The following is a 17,118-nucleotide window of genomic DNA, read 5'->3' as shown; positions in this document are numbered from 1 at the left end:
AGGCAGATTCTACCCTCTGCCTTTCTGCATTCAGGAATTTTCTAAGCCTAGTTTAAATTACCTTGGTTGACTAGTATTATTACTCACAAATCAATAATGACTAAAGTCATGGTTGTAGTCGTGACTTTCTCCCCATGTGATTTTTAGTGATGAGTTCTTATGATGGTGACATCAAACAGCAAACCACACACGAGGTCATCCATGAAAGCTCAAAAATTATCATTAATAGCTGGTGCGATCGCTTTAACTTTAACAGCTATTCCTTTTACCGCTCAAGCCCAACGCGCTGGTGGTTCACACTTCAAAGTTTCACAAGCCACAAACCAACAAACTCCACGTAAAGGAGGTTGGGATCAACTAGGACTTACAGATACACAAAAAACCCAAATTCAAGCAATTAAACGCGATACCCGCAACCAAATTGAACAAATTGTTCTTAGTAGAGTTAACCTCACCCAAGAACAAAGAGATAAATTAAATGAATTAAAAGCACAAAGAGATCAAAATCAACAAGCTCCGCGTCAAAGAGGTGAGCGTGGTAAAAAAGGAGCTTTTGCGGCGTTAAATCTAACTGAAGAGCAAAAAACCCAACTTAAGCAAGTAATGCAATCTGCTGAAGTTAGACAAATAATGGAGTCATCGCAACAAAAAATTCAAGCATTACTCACTCCCGAACAACGGCAAAAAATGCAACAATTTCGCGAGAATGCACGCGCACGTTGGCAACAAAGACAACAACAACGCAATCCTAACCAAGGTACACAACAATAGGGTGAAAAATGGGCATGGGGCATTGGGCATTGGGCATGGGAAGATTGACTTTTATTGTTCTTTGTGAACGCAGTTCATGGAGCCTCTTGTAGAAGTCTGAATTTTCGCGTTCTTCTTTACTCATACTCAACAACGCCAAAATCCAAAAATATTTATATAATCTTTGCGACACATCAAAATATTCTAGAGGGCATGGCAGTGCCAGTGCCCCTACAATCTGTCGCATTCTTTTTTCTAATTGGTAGAATAAACCGCAAAATCTTGAATCTGGCATAAAAATTAGCAACCCCACCTTGAATAGAGTGGGGTTGTTTTCTTATACCAATCTGCATCTGATACGTAATTACAATTTTGGTAGGGGCGGGGTTTCCCCGCCCTTGTGTGAGTTTCTAGCCTACAAACTAGATAGCACTTCCCGCGCCACAGCTATAGTCTGCTCAATATCTTCGTCAGTGTGCGCTAAAGAAGTAAATCCAGCCTCAAACTGAGAAGGAGCCAGATAAATACCCCGCTCTAGCATCCCGCGATGGAAACGCCCGAATTTGGCTGTATCGGAGCTTTTCGCATCTTCGTAGTTATGCACAGGGCCAGCTGTAAAGAATAAGCCAAACATAGCACTGATATGACCGCCACAAGCCGCGTGACCGGTTTCTTGAGCGACTTGCAACAAGCCATCGGCTAGCTTTTGGGTGATTTTTTCCAAATACTCATAAGTACCTGGTTTTTGCAGCAATTCTAGGGTTTTAATTCCTGCTGTCATCGCTAAAGGATTACCAGACAGAGTTCCCGCTTGATAAACTGGGCCAGCTGGGGCAATCATGGACATGATATCGCGACGACCGCCATAGGCACCTACTGGTAAACCACCACCAATGACTTTACCCAGGGTGGTTAAATCGGGGGTAATACCAAATTTCTCTTGCGCGCCACCATAAGCGATGCGGAAGCCTGTCATGACTTCGTCAAAGACTAATAAAGCCCCATTTTCTTGGGTAATTTCTCTTAACCCTTCCAAGAAACCAGCATCGGGAGTAATAAATCCAGCATTACCCACAACTGGCTCTAAAATTACCCCAGCAATTTGATCGGGGTTTTCCGCAAATAAAGCTTTAACAGCTTCTAAATCGTTGAAAGGCGCGGTTAAAGTATTGACAGTTGCTGATTTAGGTACGCCTGGGGAGTCGGGTAAGCCAAGGGTAGCTACACCAGATCCCGCCTTGACAAGAAACATATCGGCGTGCCCGTGATAGCAGCCTTCAAACTTGATGATTTTTTCCCGATTTGTAAACGCCCGCATTAGCCGCAGCACAGCCATACAAGCTTCTGTCCCAGAATTGACAAATCTGACCATTTCAATGCTGGGTACGGCATCAATCACCATTTCTGCGAGAACATTTTCTAAGGCAGAAGGCGCACCAAAGCTTGTACCTTTTTCTAAGGCTTCATGAAGGGCTGCAATCACTTCTGGATGAGCATGGCCACAAATCGCCGGCCCCCAAGTACCCACGTAGTCAATGTATTGGTTGCCGTCTACATCCCAAATGTATGCGCCTTTAACGCGATCAAAAACAATTGGTTGTCCACCTACTGATTTGAATGCACGCACGGGAGAACTGACGCCTCCGGGCATAAGATTTTGGGCAGCAGCGAAGATTTCTTGTGATTTGGTTGTTTTAATCGTCGTATTTACCAAGGTTCTCTCCTAAATCAGTGGCAATAAAAAGCTCTATCTCAGGATAGGGTGAAAAACTGCTTAGAACATCTATCGTATAGAATTATAGGAACCAAAAAAATAACGTTATGTTATACAAGTCAAATCAAGACTTGCCTTTAGAAATTAGAAATCGATTGCCTGAAGCATACCAAGATATTTACCGAGCGGCGTTTAACTCGGCAATTCATTGGTACGGTGAAGCTACAAAGGCGCATCAAGTCGCTTTAAGTGCAGTTAAAATGCAGTCGGCTATGGATAAAAGGGTTCTCGTTTAAGAGAACATCAGCAGCTGCAATTACGAAAAGCGTATCAGATGCCCTATTGAGAATGGTATCGTGAATCAATGAATCATTCTCACTAAAAAAATTAGCTGGTATGTCTTCTACAGAACCCAATTCACTACACCACGCCATCCCTGTGGAAAAAATTAAATATGATGCGCAAGGTTTAGTGCCAGCAATCGTCCAAGATTATCTTGATGGCACCGTCTTAATGATGGCGTGGATGAATCGGGAGTCTTTACAAAAAACTTTAGAAACTGGAGAAACTTGGTTTTGGAGTCGTTCCCGTCAGGAATTCTGGCACAAAGGGGCGACTTCTGGTCATATCCAGAAGGTACATAGTATCCGTTATGACTGTGATAGTGATGCCCTCCTCATCGGTGTAGAACAGATAGGAGATGTGGCTTGTCATACCGGAGAACGCAGTTGCTTTCATCAAGTGGAAGGACAAATTGTGGCACCACCGGGAGATACCTTGTCACAATTATTTCAGGTAATTTGCGATCGCCGCGATCGCCCTACAGAAAATTCCTACACTTGTCAGCTCTTTGCTGGTGGCGATAACAAAATTTTGAAAAAGATAGGCGAAGAAACTGCTGAAGTAGTCATGGCTTTTAAAGATGATGACGCCGATGCGATCGCTGGTGAAGTCGCAGATTTGCTCTACCATACTTTAGTGGCTTTAGCACATCATAAAGTCGATGTCAAGGATGTTTACCGGAAGTTACAAAAACGCCGACGGTAAACATGAGTGCGATCGCAAAAGGGGACAAGGAGGACAAACAATTCAAAATTCAAAATTCAAAATTCAAAATTAAGAATTTTATTTGACTTTTGCCCAATGCCCCATGCCCCATGCCCCATTCCCTAAAAAGTAAATGTAGTCCGCAATACACCTACGGCTGTTGTTTCATTTCTGCTATCGCCTTCCGGATTGAACAACACAAAAGCCCCGGGGGTAATGCTGATATTGTCATTTACCCGCAAGCGGTAGTAAGCCTCTAAATGATAAGGAACCGCTCGATTCACACCCGCATCTGCTAATTGTGCGGCACCACTAGCATCAGTACGGTAAAGCGGCTGTCCAAAAATTATCCCCGCATTGTTACCAGGCTTTAATAAATCGTTGAAATGAACGCCTACCATCCAACTAGTAAAGGTAGTATCAGCATTAACATCCGCAGAGGAATCATCGACAAACAGCGCTGCACCATAGCCAGATAAGGCAATTTTGGGAGAAAAGCGCCAAGTTACAGTACCACCAAAGGAATTCAGTTTTACTGGCGTCCCTAAAGGTACTCCAGACAAAGCACCAATATCACTACTAGTTAATCCTGTACCCAAAATATTAATTTCATGATAACTATTGGCATAGTTCAGACCAATAGCTAAAGAGTTGCTGGGCTGAAAAGTTAACTGTGCTGCTACTACACTACTACCGCTAAATACCCCTGCGCCCAAGGGAGTGTTAGATACTCCTGGGAGAATATCTCCTGCTGTGTTAGGAAGATTGGCATTCACGCTACCATACAAAGCTCTGAGATTTAGCTGGGGGGAAAAACTATAAATAAAGCCAGCCGCAGAAGCTAAACCAGAACCGGAAGTACCACCAGAGACACGTAATACAGGGTTTAAGCTAGCAAAGCGAGAAATCGCCTCTTGTCCTTCACCGTAAAAGGGAGTGATAGCGGGAAAAGCATCGGAAACTTCGGCTGCTGTCCCCGCAAACAAAGTCAATTTTTCCGCGACAGGAAAGATATAAAGCAGTTTATAAAGCTGAAGCGAGTTTGCACCAACACTAGATAAATTTTTAGGATCGACGCCAGGAAATTGCGGTTCAAAACTAGTACGCGCACTGCTAGAACTGAGTATCGGTGATGCTAAACCTAAACTCTCTTGTAAACTACCGCTACCATCAACACCACCTAAAAAGTTATGGGATTGCAACCCAGTAATTAGTAAATCTTTACCTGTAAAGCTGGTGTTGAGATTTAACCGCACTCGGTTCGTCAAAATAATATTAGGATCGTTGCGACCCGGAGCGCCACCTGTCGCACCAATAGCCGAGATAATTACCTCACCATTCAGCTTGGTAGTTGTAGAAAATTGATTCGCTTCTAATTCAGCAGTACGACCTTCTAAAGCATCTACTCTACCGCGCAATGTGCTTAATTCCGCCGCAAATTGTTCTTGCAGTTTTTGTAAGGTATTTAAATCTTCTTTGGTCACTAAATCGCTAGTTGCTGTAGCAATTAGCTCGTTAATTCTATTCAAACAAGCATTTAAACCTGCGGCAAATTCATAACGAGTTAGAGCGCGGTTACCTCTGTAGGTGCTGTTGGGATATCCAGCAATACAGCCATAACGCTCAACTAAAGATTGTAATGCCGCAAAAGCCCAATCTGTAGGTTGTACATCTGAAAGTTGCGATACAGATGTCACTTGTTCTATGGCATCTGATGCTAATAGTACAGGAGAAGATTTGGCTTGATTTACAATCGATAAATCTGGTTTTTCTTGCTCAAATTTAATCTGAGCAAAACTATTGTTTGATTTTAAATCTTTAGCATTATCTACAGTATCTGGCAAAGCAGATTTAGCTTGTGCTGGAGATAGTCCAGCAATTAAGTATAAAAAACTTAGCCCACCAGCGTAAGCTAGTAGATTTACTTTCATAGCAAACCCTCACGCACCAATTTGAATTAAATACAAAATTGCCAATACAAAACTAGTTGAACTTGAAAATATCGAAGCTCAAAAAGTAGATTTATGTGGTATTGTGCCTGTCGGAAATAAATAATGCTCAGTTAATTCTCTGAGGACTTTATGATTACCGCAGCGAAATTTAACTACCCATAGTAAAAGTAAACAATATTTGGCTCAAGAATTGATAAATATAATTATTGATAATTTTTATGATGACAATTAGCAAACATAAATAAATTATTAAAGCTAAAAATATGCCTATAGTTAGTACTAATTTTTGCCAAAAAAAGCCCATAATTGTGTATAATCACAAGCTGTTTACTCAAGCTCAAACATTGAAATTAGCAATAAAAAGCTTAAGTTAAGCTTATATTCTTGATTGCTGACTTTGTCAAAATAGTAAGCGCTATGATAGGCATTAGCTAATATGTATCAACCCATAACTAGTAGTCTGACAAGTTAACTTTAAGGGGTAAATAAACGAACCACGAAGGCACGAAGGGCGCTAAGAAAGAGGTAAAGAAGAGAAGTAAAAAAATGATTCACCCAACAAAGTTGACTTGCCAAAGTACTAGTACTCTGACAACCCAACTTTAAGGGGTAAATAAACGAACCACGAAGACACGAAGTACGCGAAGGAAAAGAAAAGAAGAAGAAACTTACCCTACATAATTAATGAGACAAAGCACTAGTAGCATTAAAATTAAAGTTTTGAGTCAATTATTGGGATATTTAATGAATAATTAAGAGAAAATTGCATTGATAGCTGCTGATAGCTAAAAATATCTCTGCCAAAGTTTGATTTTGAAGTTATTCCTGAGACAAAATTCGGTTGAGATACTGTAGGATACCCACGGCGATTAAGACACTCAAGGAAAAACCAAGCCAAAAGTTATCCGCAATCATTCGCGGTTGATCGAGTGCCCAGCCGCCCAAGGGTGAGCCAATAAAATGACCTAATGCCCAGCAAAGAGAGTTAATGGAGAAATACACCCCTCGCTGTGATTCTGGCGCTAAATCGGTGACGAGAGAGGCTGCAAAAGGGGTATAGGAAACTAAGGCTAAGGCAAATACTGTTAAGGCTAAGGTTACCCACAGTAGAGGATAATTTGGTGCGATCGCAGTTACCCAAATCAAAATAAAACCAATCGCCCACAAAATCGCCGAAATTGTCAGCGCCTGGGTGTGGGAGTACTGTTTTAAGATCCGCGCCATCGGAAATTGGCAAATTACCGCTAAAGCCAAATGCCAAGCAAATAAGCTGCTAATTGTCGTTGCAGCTAACCCCAGGGTACGATCTTCCACCCTGACGAAGTTTCTCAGGTAAATGGGCAGGGTGCTGTGTAACTGCGCAATACAAGTGGTGAAAGTAATATTCACCGTAACGTAAATTAACAAGCGGCGATCGCTTAATGCCCCTAACCAAGAAGCTAAAGGTGGTGGTGGCTGAGATTCTGCTATCTCTGGTTGCGAGGTTTCATGAATTGCCAAATAAATTACCGTAAAAAATACCAGAAAGGAAATCCCATCTATAATAAATAGCCCCCGGTAATTATTAGCGATCGCTACCCACCATCCTGCTAATAAACTGCCAATTGCTAACCCCAAGTTATCCGCTACCCTGGCGAGGGCAAAAGTTTCCCGGCGATTTTCACTTTCGCTAGCGTCAGCAACCACAGATTCGCTAGCAGGCCAATAAAAACCAATACCTAAACCTACAATAGAGCAGCCGACAACCATAGTCGTAAAATTATTAGTTGCAGCTAAAACCAGCGAACCTACAGCAGAAATCGCCGTTGCTAATAACAACGTGCGCCGTCGTCCCCAATCCCTGGAATCGGCTAAAGAACCACCCAAAATCCGCCCAAAAACACCAGCTACAGAGGTGCTAGTCAAAGCAATACCAACAGTCGTAGCAGATAAGCCAACTTGATTGACAAAAAATATGGGAGCGTAAAACAGAGTAAAGCCTGTACCTATTTCCGAAAAAAACCTACCAACAATCAACATCCCCACAGGCGTCTGTAGCCGAGATAGCCAGGAAGATAACCAATCTTGGGGCGCGAATTCTAATATCTTAAATTTCATTCAAAGAAAATGTTTTTGTAATTCTTATCATTAACAAGTATTTTCCTCACAGATTCCACAGAGTTTCCACAGCCACTTTCCCAGTTTTCCACAGATCCCCCACGAGTTAATTACCTCTTACCATCCTTTTGGGGATTTTTATTTCCTACTCTAAGAAATCTCAGTGACTGAGTTTATATAAACTTACGTAACAAAAATCATGCCAAAACCCTGATTATTCCGTTGGTATTTACTTTTTATACCACCGTTTTTAACATTTCGCAGCATTGACAAACCTACCCCCTCTTAGCGCACAATGATTCGGCTTGCTGTTTTAGTTCGTTGCATCGCTGACATCAACTGTGTAAAATTACCTTAAATGTTGGCGGAGATTGTCAGGCAGGTGAAAGATTGCGTATGCCGCCTCTGGCTACTGACTGCAAGCAACTTGTACCTCTTGATTGACCTCAGAGGAGGAAAATCTCATGAACACAACGGTTAACATTTTTACAGAAATCCCGGAAACACTTCACGAATCGCTAAAAAACTATTTAGATACACATCCAGACTGGGATCAAAACCGGGTATTAACGGCAGCTTTGTCACTGTTTTTATTGCAAAATGGCGAGAGCGATCGCCGTGCTGCTCGTGTTTACCTAGAAACCCTGTTTCATCACAGGTGACATCTCCTAAACTTCTGCTTCGCAGTAAGTGTAGGCTTCCAAGACAATCCGGCTACTGCTTAGGAGACTCTTGGCTTTAAGAACGGAATGCCCTACCGCCCTATTTTTTATATTTATTGCTGCATTATGGTCACGGTCAAGACTATATCCACAATGGGGGCAGTTATGCCATCTTTCGTGCAGTTTTTTAGGAACTTTCACCCCACAATTAGAACAATCTTGACTTGTACCAGATGCTTTAACCGGGACAACCAACAAACCAGCGTTTTCGGCTTTGTTTGTCAGTATCGACAGAAAGCTTGACCATCCAGCATCAAGTACAGACTTTGCCAATCGGGTGCGCGCTAGTCCCTTAACATCCAAATCTTCAGCTGCGATAACATCATATTTTTTCAATAAGTTGTTAGCAGTTTTAAAATGAAAATCTTTGCGTTTATCAGCAACTTTTTTATGTTGCTTACCCAACTGCTTAACCGCTTTCTGTCTACGTTTACTTCCTTTTTTGCGACGAGAAACACGTTTTTGGATAACTCGTAAACGTTTTTGAGATTTGCGGTAGTGTTGAGGTATAGCAACAGTTTCACCCTCGGACGTTGTTAAAAACTCCTTCAGACCGACATCAATACCAGTTATGGATTCTGGGTTAAAGTCAGGTTTAATTGTTGGAACTGTAGCATCTTCCAAGCAGAGAGTTACATAATAACCATCAGCTTTTTTTGTTATAGAAACAGTTTTGATTTTAAAACCATCAGGTATTGGGCGATGGACAATTACCTTAACATCTCCTATCTTTGAGAGCGTAATTTTGTTGTTGACAAAATGATGCTGCTTAAATTGAGTATAAGTAAAAGTCTTGTATTGCCCTTCCCCTTTGAATCTAGGTCTACCTGATTTCTTCCCGTTGACATCGCCTTTCACCCATCTATCAAAAGCTAGCTCAACTCTTTTAGGGACTTCCTGTAGCGCTTGAGAATGAATCTCTTTGTACCAAGGTCTATCAATTTTTAGTTTAACCAAAGACGCTTTTTGATTGTAGTAGTTAGGCTGTTCTTTTAATTCTGGTATGTGACAAATTAACGGACATCTATCAATAGGACAACGATTCATTTCATACCAGTCAAATCTTTGAGCCAGCAAATAATTATATTGATGACGCAGCATTTCCAGCGTCTTATCAATTTTCTCTGCTTGCTGTTTGGTTGGCTTAATTTTGTACTGGTATGACGTTTTCATTTTTAATCTTTTATTTTTCGACCTACAGATTTGATAACATAAATGCAAAGATAATGTGTAGGCATTTATGAAAAATAAAGCATTAAATTTGAGGATATCTGAACGTAGATTAAACAAACTACGTTTATACTCGGTTCAAAACGATAAAACCATGACTCATGTAATTGAAGATTTTATAGATTCTCTCAAAGTCAAAACTGGTGATTCCGACGCTCGCGGACTCGCTCTAAGCGAAGCTATGCCGTTGGCGAAGCCTCTCGAAGAGAAGGCTTTACGCTGCCCTATCATCGACCCCCTGCCCTGTCAATCCTACGGATTGAATTGGTTGTGGGTCAATTCGTCATCACCCCGACATTCATGAGGCAAAATGCGGTGTAGCTCTGCTTCCCGCATAATTGCCGTCCCACACTGCCTTCGGTCAGATGTGGGGCTTCTGTCGGTTTAAGCTAAAATTTTGCTGCTAGATTATTTATCTTGATGAGATTTCAGCACAAAAATACATCATAGCTGGTTAATTTAGTCAATAATCCGCCAATTTTTGGCACACTACACTATTAAAAATCTTTAGGCTTACTGAAATTAAAGCTAAAATTTATCCTCCGCTAGGAGGATTTATTATGAGATAGAGTATTTACTTGTAAGTTTTTCCAGAATCAAAATTATCTTCATGACCCGATACATCTGATTCAAATTCAGATATATTTCGACTAGCATCTACTAATCAAGATTATTACTGCCAAAGAACATATTTACCCAAGCTGAAAGTAAGCCAAGGCAACAATTGAGCCAATTTCTCGTTTTTTTAGTCATTAGTCAAAAGTCAAGAGTTAAAAACTCTGGACTATAGACTAAGAACTCAAGAATGGACTTCCAATTGTGGTGGGTTAGTTGGGCTTTCAAACTTATACCCTACACCACGTACTGTCTGAATTAATGCAGGTTGGCTGGCATCAATTTCAATCTTTTTGCGAATTTGACCGATATGTACGTCAACAACCCGTTGGTCGCCGACATATTCGTAGTCCCAAACTTCTTGAATCAGTTCTGCACGCCGCCACACTCGACCTGGATGGCTAGCTAAAAAATGTAACAAATCAAATTCCAGCGCAGTTAAGGGTACTGGTTGGTTATTTAGTGCCACTTCCCGCCGTACTGGATCGATCATCAGCTTTTCAAACACCAGACGTTTTTGTTCGGCTGTGGTGACAACGCGCTGACGCCTCAAAATAGCTGCTACTCTGACTTCTAATTCTCCCAATCCAAAGGGTTTGGTGAGATAGTCATCAGCACCTTTAGCAAAGCCACGAATTTTGTCAGCTTCGTCAGCACGGCTAGTTAGCATTAGCACAAAAACACCATTACGGCTTTGCATCTCTTGGCAGAGGTTAAACCCAATTACATCTGGTAGATTTACATCTAAAATCACCAAATCGGGATTAAATTGCTCAAATAGCGCTAAGGCGGTTTTGCCATCCTCAGCCGCTTCTACTTGATAGCTCTGCTTCATCAAAAAGCGTTGGATTAAATTCCGAACCGCAGGGTCGTCGTCAACTACAAGAATCTTGGCAGGAGCCATGACCATCACTTTGCACAAAAATTCTAAGGATTTACAGGAGTTTTGCGTGAAAACGCAGTTTCCACTTGGGGATAAGTTAAGAATCTACAAGGCTAAGAGATGCATTTCCTGATTACCTACTTAATCATAGTCTAATCAAGATTCCGGACAATTAAACTTGTAGGCAAACTTGCTGAGATATTGAGCAAGTGCGGCAAATGTCTAATTTTTCCAGTCAGCAATAGTTTTGACCTAGCCACAGTCATCTAGTAAACTAGAAAACTCTCCTTTTCCCACCAGTGGTAATCTAAATTGTTTCAATCTTAAATCGAGATGCGGATTGAGACCAGTGATTATTCTGAAACTCATTTATGAAAACTTCATCTGAGTAGGTTAAGCCGCCGCAACGGCAACAGAAAAAGTAATTTTTTCATAAAAACTGCAATTTAGGTATTCTGAGTTCAAATTCTAGGTTAGAGCCAGAACTAAGTAACGACATGAGGGGATACACGGAGTTATGGCAATATGTTAAAGTGACTTATAGTTAAAATTTACAAGTCGATTAAATCAACCCATGCTACTATCCTGGTAGGGCTGAAAATTGATCGGCAATTAGGTGACGATCAAAATAAAACCTAAAGTTGTATTTCCGTCAACAAAAGACTGCCGCAGACCGAGGCTGAAGTATAAACTCCCATGAGCGATCAAAATCCCTACGAAAAACTTGGGGTCTCAGAAGATGCTAGCTTCGATGAAATTCAAGATGCTCGCAATCGCCTGATGGAGCAACATATTGGCGATGGCAAGAGTACTGAAGTCATTGAAGCGGCTTACGACGCGATTTTAATGGATCGCTTACGAATGCGCCAGGAAGGTAAAATTAAAGTCCCTGAGCGAATTCGATTTCCAGAAACTCGAGTGCAATCGCTTCCCAAAGAAAGCCCAACTAAGAGCGAGCAGTCGCCAGCATGGCTGCAACGCATGTTGGATCGGCCAACCCGTGCTGATGTGTTGCTACCTGGTGCTTGGTATTTGGGTTTGAGTGCTGCTAGTGTATTCTACCCAGCTACAGGCGATCAAGTTTTGCAGTTAGCATTAGTGGTTGGGGTGGGAATTAGTATTTACTTTCTCAATCGCAAGGAGGGTAAATTTGGTCGAGCAGTTTTATTTACACTGCTTGGGCTGATTGTTGGCTTAATTGTTGGGGGGCTGGTTGCTAACTGGCTGCTTTCATCAGTAGCATTTATTAATTTATCGTCAAATCAGTTTTCTACGGTGCTGACTTTTATATTGTTGTGGTTGATTAGTAGCTTTTTACGTTAACTTCACAGCACAGCTTACCCCGTTCTTTGAGTGGTACAGCTGGTTAATTTCAATGTTTAAAAATTTCGGCTTTTTTATGGCTAAGGGCTTTGAAACTGTAAGTTGAATTCTGTACAAACCTGCCGATTCTTACCCATTTATAGGTAGTGTTTGCCTGTTATGATATAATGAAACTAGGTAAAGCCGCCGTTAAATCGGATGGTAAGCAGTACTTTACCTATTTTTTGGACAAGACAACGCCTAATAAACGTTGAATCAACAGTCTGCAACAATTCGTGCAAGTAATCCCAAACTTGATGGATGGGATAGAGGGATTGCCGTTTATCCCTGTAGTTTTAGGACTTTGGACTAAGATTACAAACTTAGTTGTCTAGTATTGTCTATTTTTGGGTAGATTTGTACAGATTTCTATGAACGGTAATAGAGTATATCTATTACCCCTTAGCTGTGAAACCAGCTACTAAGGGACTTATAAAAAATAAATTACCCATATTTCCGTAGTGCGAGCATCTTGCTCGCTGTTGTTCGCTCATCGTGCGAGACGCTCGCACTACAAATTGATTGGGTATTTAAAAAATTGGATGTCCCTAAGGAATATAGGCTGGTTGTGGTTGGGATAATTTACCTTCTAGAAGCAAATCTACAGCAGTAGTTAAATCCCGAACTATGAAGTCGGGTTGGTAAATTTCTAGTTGAGCGCGATCGCGGATACCAGACTCAACAGCTATCGCTTTAATTCCGTGTTTTTTCGCTGCTGTAATATCCGCTTCTGTATCCCCTACCATCCAGCTATCATCCACAGCAGGTAGTTCCGCTATAGCTTTAGCCATTAATAAAGGCTTATCCTCAATATCGCGGGTTTTCACATAATCGTTAGTTAAACAATAACAGCGATTTTCTGGGAAAAATCTTCCTAGCTGGAATTTTTGGAAAGCATAGTCAAGTTCCCAAACTCGCCGCATTGTCATCACCGCCAAATCAATACCCGCTTCCTGAATTTTTAACAGTGCTTCCACTGCACCGGGTACTAAGGTATCGTAGGCAAAGTAAGGTTCTGTATGGACTGTTTGCCGCCGTAGTTGAGCAAATTCTACTGCCTGTGCTTCATCTAGACCAGAGTTTAGCGCAATTTGTTTTTCCGGAACGCGCGATCGCTTTAATTGCCAAAATTCTCCCTTAGAAAGTTCTTCTACTGCTTGATCTGAACGTCGGGTTTTCTGTAAGCAAAATTGATAAACACGGTAATACCGTTCGGAAACATCAACTATAGGGCCGTCGAAGTCAGTAATTAGTCTTAGCATCGGCGGAAACGAATATGTTAAATTTTATTAAATTATCTCACAATTTAGTCATTAGTCATTAGTCATTAGGGAACTCCAAAAAATAAATTATGCCAAATTGTAGGGGCGGGGTTACCCCGCCCCTACGAGTTGCGGGTTTAGTAAGTTAATGATGGGAATATTTTTTTATTTGGAAATCCCTTAGTCAACAGTCAACAATTAACCATCAACAGACTTCAGGACTTCATATTCTCGACCACGCAGTTGTAAGGTAAAGTGAGGAGATGATTGCAAAAATTTAGTAAAACTACTACCTAGTTTTAACTTTTTCATAATTGAATTTGGCGATTGTCCGCAGATTTTCTGTAACTCTGTGCCTAGTTTAGAGACAGATAATTTGCTTTTAGGAGATTGGGCTTGCATATTCTGAAAAATCTCTAGCAATAATTTTTCTAAATCGGCTTTAGATGCAATCTCCTGCGGGGGAATCGATATTGTTGTAGTATTTACTGTTCCTGTGATATCTTCGGTGTCTAAAGATGCAGTGGATTTCACTTCTAAAGCAGAATTGTTGTGATTAAATTCTAGGTTACATCTTTCTTGAAAAAGATTGGCTATTGTTGTTAAATTGCTCAATCTAGAACTAATTGATTCTTGTTCTGCTTTAATTAAATTCTCAATTTTATCAACTACTCCTGCTAAAGAAGGAACTTCCGTGGCTAGCGGTACAGAGTAGAAAGTAAATTTTCCCGTATTGCGGTTTTCTATATGTAAAGTTTGCGATTGTCTGCGCACCCAATATACAGTTAAACCTTGATTTTGCAGTTCATTACAAAGGTGAGTTAAAATTCCATCTCCCGAACAAACAAATATTTCTTTGACTGTGGGATAACCACGCAATAAAGAAGCACCGAAAGCAATCATTTTTGCATCAGCGCCATCTTTACCATCAGGTACATGAAAAAGTTGATAACCACGTTCATATAATTCTGTATCTTGCTTACCATTGCTAGGAGTTTTCCAATTAGCAAAAGCGATTTTTACTTGCAGAGGATAATTACCGATACTAGCTAAAAATTCTTCAGCAGCAATATCTATTTTGAGATTTTCTGCATCTAAAAGTAATAAAGAAATTCCTGTTGGTGATTGCGGTTGAATCTCGAAATTTGGGCGAATTTTGGCGATGAATTCCTCAAAAGCAGCAGATTCTAAGAATTGTGGCGATAAAAAAGTTTGTAAGAGTTCTTGCGCTAAACTTGTAGCCAGAGATGGGGAAGATGTGTTTGTGCTTGTCTCGGCTGGTAAATCTTCCCTTAAAGACAGTTCTTTTGCTTCCTCTACAGGTAATTTACTATGTCCGTTGCTATTCTCAAGCAAGTGAGGTGACGGAGTATTGAGTAATACAGGCTCAAGGAATTGTTTTCGGCAATTTTTGCACAAATAATACTGCTTACCATTCCTATGACCATTTTTGCGATATGAAGTTGATTCGCAGCGAGGACATTTCATCTTCTTATTTATTTGGCCTTGTGCTGATAATTACCTTTGAGGGTACAATTTGAAAAGGTTAATTTATAAATTTTAATATAATTATCTATCTAACTTTTATGATATTTTAGTAATATTTTTTAGATATGAATAGGTAGGATATTAGTGAACATATCCTCAAATCTGCTCCCTAATACCCTACTTAATACTTCCAATTCCAGAGTTCAACATAATTCCTGTACAATCAGAAACTACTTAATTCGCACATACTCTCTACTCATAACTTTGGAAGTGCTATCGAATTCCACCAATCGGCCAATTTGATCTTCGCTCTTTTCAAAACAAGCTATAAAATCTGATATACGGCTGACTTGCTGCATATTATGGCTAGAAATCACAATTGTGTAAGTAGAGCTTAAATTTTGGATTAAATCCTCAATTTTTCTGCTAGCAATGGGATCGAGTGCAAAACAAGGCTCATCCATTAAGAGAACTCTTGGGTTGACGGCTAAAGCACGTGCAATACACAAGCGCTGTTGTTGACCACTAGAAAGTTCCAAAGCTGATTTTCGCAGCTTATTTTTTAATTCATCCCAAAGATAAGCACGTTTAATTGCCGATTCGATAATTTCATCTAATTCTACTTTTGGTCGCCATCCTACAAGTTTAATCCCATAAGCAACATTATCATATACGCTCATAGGAAAAAGATTTGGTTTTGGTAATACCATACTAATTTGGCGACGTACTCGATTTAAGTTAACACGGCGCTCATAAATATTTTGACCAAAAAATTCTACTCTTCCCTCAATTTTTACTCTTTCTTCAGGCTCCATCATGCGATTGAGAGATTTCAAAAACATAGATTTACCAGAGCTACCAGGCCCAACAATTGCAGTTATTGTGTTTTGGTTGATATCTATTGATATATCTTCAAGTATCTTTCTATTGTCGTAATAAAAACTAAAGTTGCTAACTTTTATTGCTGGTATTAAGTGATTCATGTTCATGCATATATGATAGTTATACCAAATGAGAAGAATATTTATTTTTTATTAGAACAACTTAAATACAGAACTTACGCAAGCAAAATTTGTCATTGCATCCAAAATTGCCACACTTACTGGCAAAATGCTCTGTGTGGGGAAGCAATCACAAAATTTTAGCTGGTTACGTCTCTAGGCTCTTAATGACGTAATTCCATGATTTTTTCGTAATTTCTCAAATAGAAAGGTATCAAGAAGCCGAATTATAAATCAAAAATAAGAGAATATTTTAAAAGTAATGAGCGATCTAGAAAATACTTTGAATAATCCTAAATCCTATCTAATTTATAAAATGAGAAGCTAGCTAAGTGGTTAGTTTTCCTAAATTGAGTAGACTGCTATTAAAACTATAGCAGCACAGTGAAATACTTAATTTAGGGAAAACTTAATTCTAATTTCTCCCTGAATTAATAGGCTTATATAGAATTATTAAGTACTTAAAATCATATTCAAGCACTTTTAAAACATCCTCTAAGGTTGACTAAAAATCTATTTAGTTGTATTTTCTGCTGTTCTTAAATGATAAATATTCGCTCCAATTTACTTTTACTCTTTTCTTAATCAAAATTTTATGAAGTTAATATAAAGTTAGCTATAAAAATGTATAAATTTTTTGTAAAGATAAGACAAATACAGATAAAAACCGATAAAACAAGGAAAATCCAGATAAAAACCGATGTATTATCTGGATTTTGATTTGTCAAAAAAAGTATGATTATCTTGTTTGTCAGTAGCTCAAATTCACTCAAACAACAACGCTTAATGATGTATATTTGATGTATGATTGATGTAAAGTTTTTATCTTCTTGCTGATAATGATTGTTATAGCCAAACAATAGACTTCTGGCAAAAGTCTTGATTCTCTCCTTCTCCTTTTGGTCTACCCTTCGGTCACGGCTTCTCTACGAGACGCTGCGCAAAGGGACTTCCAACTAAAAAAAGATACTATCACTGTGTAGGCAGGGGGGCAG

The 17,118-nt window shown here is 39.8% G+C and carries 15 protein-coding genes; 6 read left to right on the top strand and 9 right to left on the bottom strand.

Annotated elements, in window-relative coordinates; all coding sequences use genetic code 11:
• Nucleotides 1-201 precede the first annotated feature (201 nt).
• Complete coding sequence (locus tag H6G08_RS11255; protein WP_190541841.1) at nucleotides 202-771, top strand: Spy/CpxP family protein refolding chaperone; 570 nt, start codon at nucleotides 202-204, stop codon at nucleotides 769-771.
• On the opposite strand, the gene H6G08_RS11250 is transcribed toward H6G08_RS11255, so the two are convergent.
• Together H6G08_RS11250 and hemL are read right to left on the bottom strand one after the other, a co-directional pair.
• Entirely contained in the window at nucleotides 749-1,045 is a 297-nt protein-coding gene (locus H6G08_RS11250; protein ID WP_206758295.1) for a hypothetical protein, read from the bottom strand. The genes H6G08_RS11255 and H6G08_RS11250 overlap by 23 nt on opposite strands.
• Nucleotides 1,046-1,165: 120 nt before the next feature.
• Nucleotides 1,166-2,464 (bottom strand): glutamate-1-semialdehyde 2,1-aminomutase, encoded by a 1,299-nt coding sequence (gene hemL, locus H6G08_RS11245; protein WP_190541836.1) that lies wholly within the window; start codon nucleotides 2,462-2,464, stop codon nucleotides 1,166-1,168.
• Between the two features lie 107 nt (nucleotides 2,465-2,571).
• On the opposite strand from hemL, the gene H6G08_RS11240 reads away from it, so the two are divergent.
• Both H6G08_RS11240 and hisIE read left to right on the top strand, forming a co-directional pair.
• Entirely contained in the window at nucleotides 2,572-2,760 is a 189-nt protein-coding gene (locus tag H6G08_RS11240) for a ChaB family protein (protein WP_190541833.1), read from the top strand.
• A gap of 100 nt (nucleotides 2,761-2,860) precedes the next feature.
• Complete coding sequence (hisIE, locus tag H6G08_RS11235; protein WP_190541830.1) at nucleotides 2,861-3,511, top strand: bifunctional phosphoribosyl-AMP cyclohydrolase/phosphoribosyl-ATP diphosphatase HisIE; 651 nt, start codon at nucleotides 2,861-2,863, stop codon at nucleotides 3,509-3,511.
• 122 nt (nucleotides 3,512-3,633) lie between these two features.
• On the opposite strand, the gene H6G08_RS11230 is transcribed toward hisIE, so the two are convergent.
• Nucleotides 3,634-5,442, bottom strand: a complete 1,809-nt coding sequence (locus H6G08_RS11230) for an iron uptake porin (protein ID WP_190541827.1) — start codon at nucleotides 5,440-5,442, stop codon at nucleotides 3,634-3,636.
• Between the two features lie 840 nt (nucleotides 5,443-6,282).
• On the bottom strand, nucleotides 6,283-7,560 hold the full coding sequence (locus H6G08_RS11225; protein ID WP_190541824.1) for an MDR family MFS transporter: 1,278 nt from the start codon (nucleotides 7,558-7,560) through the stop codon (nucleotides 6,283-6,285).
• Between the two features lie 464 nt (nucleotides 7,561-8,024).
• On the opposite strand from H6G08_RS11225, the gene H6G08_RS11220 reads away from it, so the two are divergent.
• On the top strand, nucleotides 8,025-8,222 hold the full coding sequence (locus H6G08_RS11220; RefSeq protein ID WP_190541821.1) for a DUF2811 domain-containing protein: 198 nt from the start codon (nucleotides 8,025-8,027) through the stop codon (nucleotides 8,220-8,222).
• A gap of 6 nt (nucleotides 8,223-8,228) precedes the next feature.
• Here H6G08_RS11220 and H6G08_RS11215 read toward each other — a convergent pair whose 3' ends face one another.
• The gene (locus H6G08_RS11215; RefSeq protein ID WP_190542130.1) at nucleotides 8,229-9,455 is read right to left on the bottom strand and encodes an RNA-guided endonuclease InsQ/TnpB family protein; all 1,227 of its coding nucleotides are present in this window, start codon (nucleotides 9,453-9,455) and stop codon (nucleotides 8,229-8,231) included.
• Between the two features lie 151 nt (nucleotides 9,456-9,606).
• On the opposite strand from H6G08_RS11215, the gene H6G08_RS11210 reads away from it, so the two are divergent.
• Nucleotides 9,607-9,816 (top strand): hypothetical protein, encoded by a 210-nt coding sequence (locus tag H6G08_RS11210; RefSeq protein WP_190542173.1) that lies wholly within the window; start codon nucleotides 9,607-9,609, stop codon nucleotides 9,814-9,816.
• A gap of 495 nt (nucleotides 9,817-10,311) precedes the next feature.
• Here the strand turns inward: H6G08_RS11210 and H6G08_RS11205 are convergent, their stop codons facing one another.
• Nucleotides 10,312-11,031, bottom strand: coding sequence for a response regulator transcription factor (locus H6G08_RS11205; protein WP_096647667.1), 720 nt, complete (start codon nucleotides 11,029-11,031; stop codon nucleotides 10,312-10,314).
• Between the two features lie 675 nt (nucleotides 11,032-11,706).
• Between H6G08_RS11205 and H6G08_RS11200 the strand changes: the two genes are divergently transcribed.
• Nucleotides 11,707-12,333 (top strand): CPP1-like family protein, encoded by a 627-nt coding sequence (locus H6G08_RS11200; RefSeq protein WP_190541818.1) that lies wholly within the window; start codon nucleotides 11,707-11,709, stop codon nucleotides 12,331-12,333.
• Between the two features lie 587 nt (nucleotides 12,334-12,920).
• Here the strand turns inward: H6G08_RS11200 and H6G08_RS11195 are convergent.
• The 3 genes from H6G08_RS11195 to H6G08_RS11185 all read right to left on the bottom strand — a co-directional run bounded on the left by H6G08_RS11195 (nucleotide 12,921) and on the right by H6G08_RS11185 (nucleotide 16,105).
• Entirely contained in the window at nucleotides 12,921-13,634 is a 714-nt protein-coding gene (locus H6G08_RS11195) for an HAD family hydrolase (RefSeq protein WP_190541815.1), read from the bottom strand.
• A gap of 198 nt (nucleotides 13,635-13,832) precedes the next feature.
• A complete protein-coding gene (locus H6G08_RS11190; RefSeq protein WP_190541812.1) occupies nucleotides 13,833-15,122 on the bottom strand; it encodes an IS1/IS1595 family N-terminal zinc-binding domain-containing protein in 1,290 nt (429 codons plus the stop codon).
• 230 nt (nucleotides 15,123-15,352) lie between these two features.
• Complete coding sequence (locus H6G08_RS11185) at nucleotides 15,353-16,105, bottom strand: ATP-binding cassette domain-containing protein (protein ID WP_190541809.1); 753 nt, start codon at nucleotides 16,103-16,105, stop codon at nucleotides 15,353-15,355.
• Nucleotides 16,106-17,118: the final 1,013 nt, after the last annotated feature.

The sequence above is a fragment of the Calothrix anomala FACHB-343 genome (assembly GCF_014696435.1).
GTDB lineage: Bacteria > Cyanobacteriota > Cyanobacteriia > Cyanobacteriales > Nostocaceae > Aulosira > Aulosira anomala_A.
This window is presented reverse-complemented; position numbering and strand designations above follow the sequence as displayed.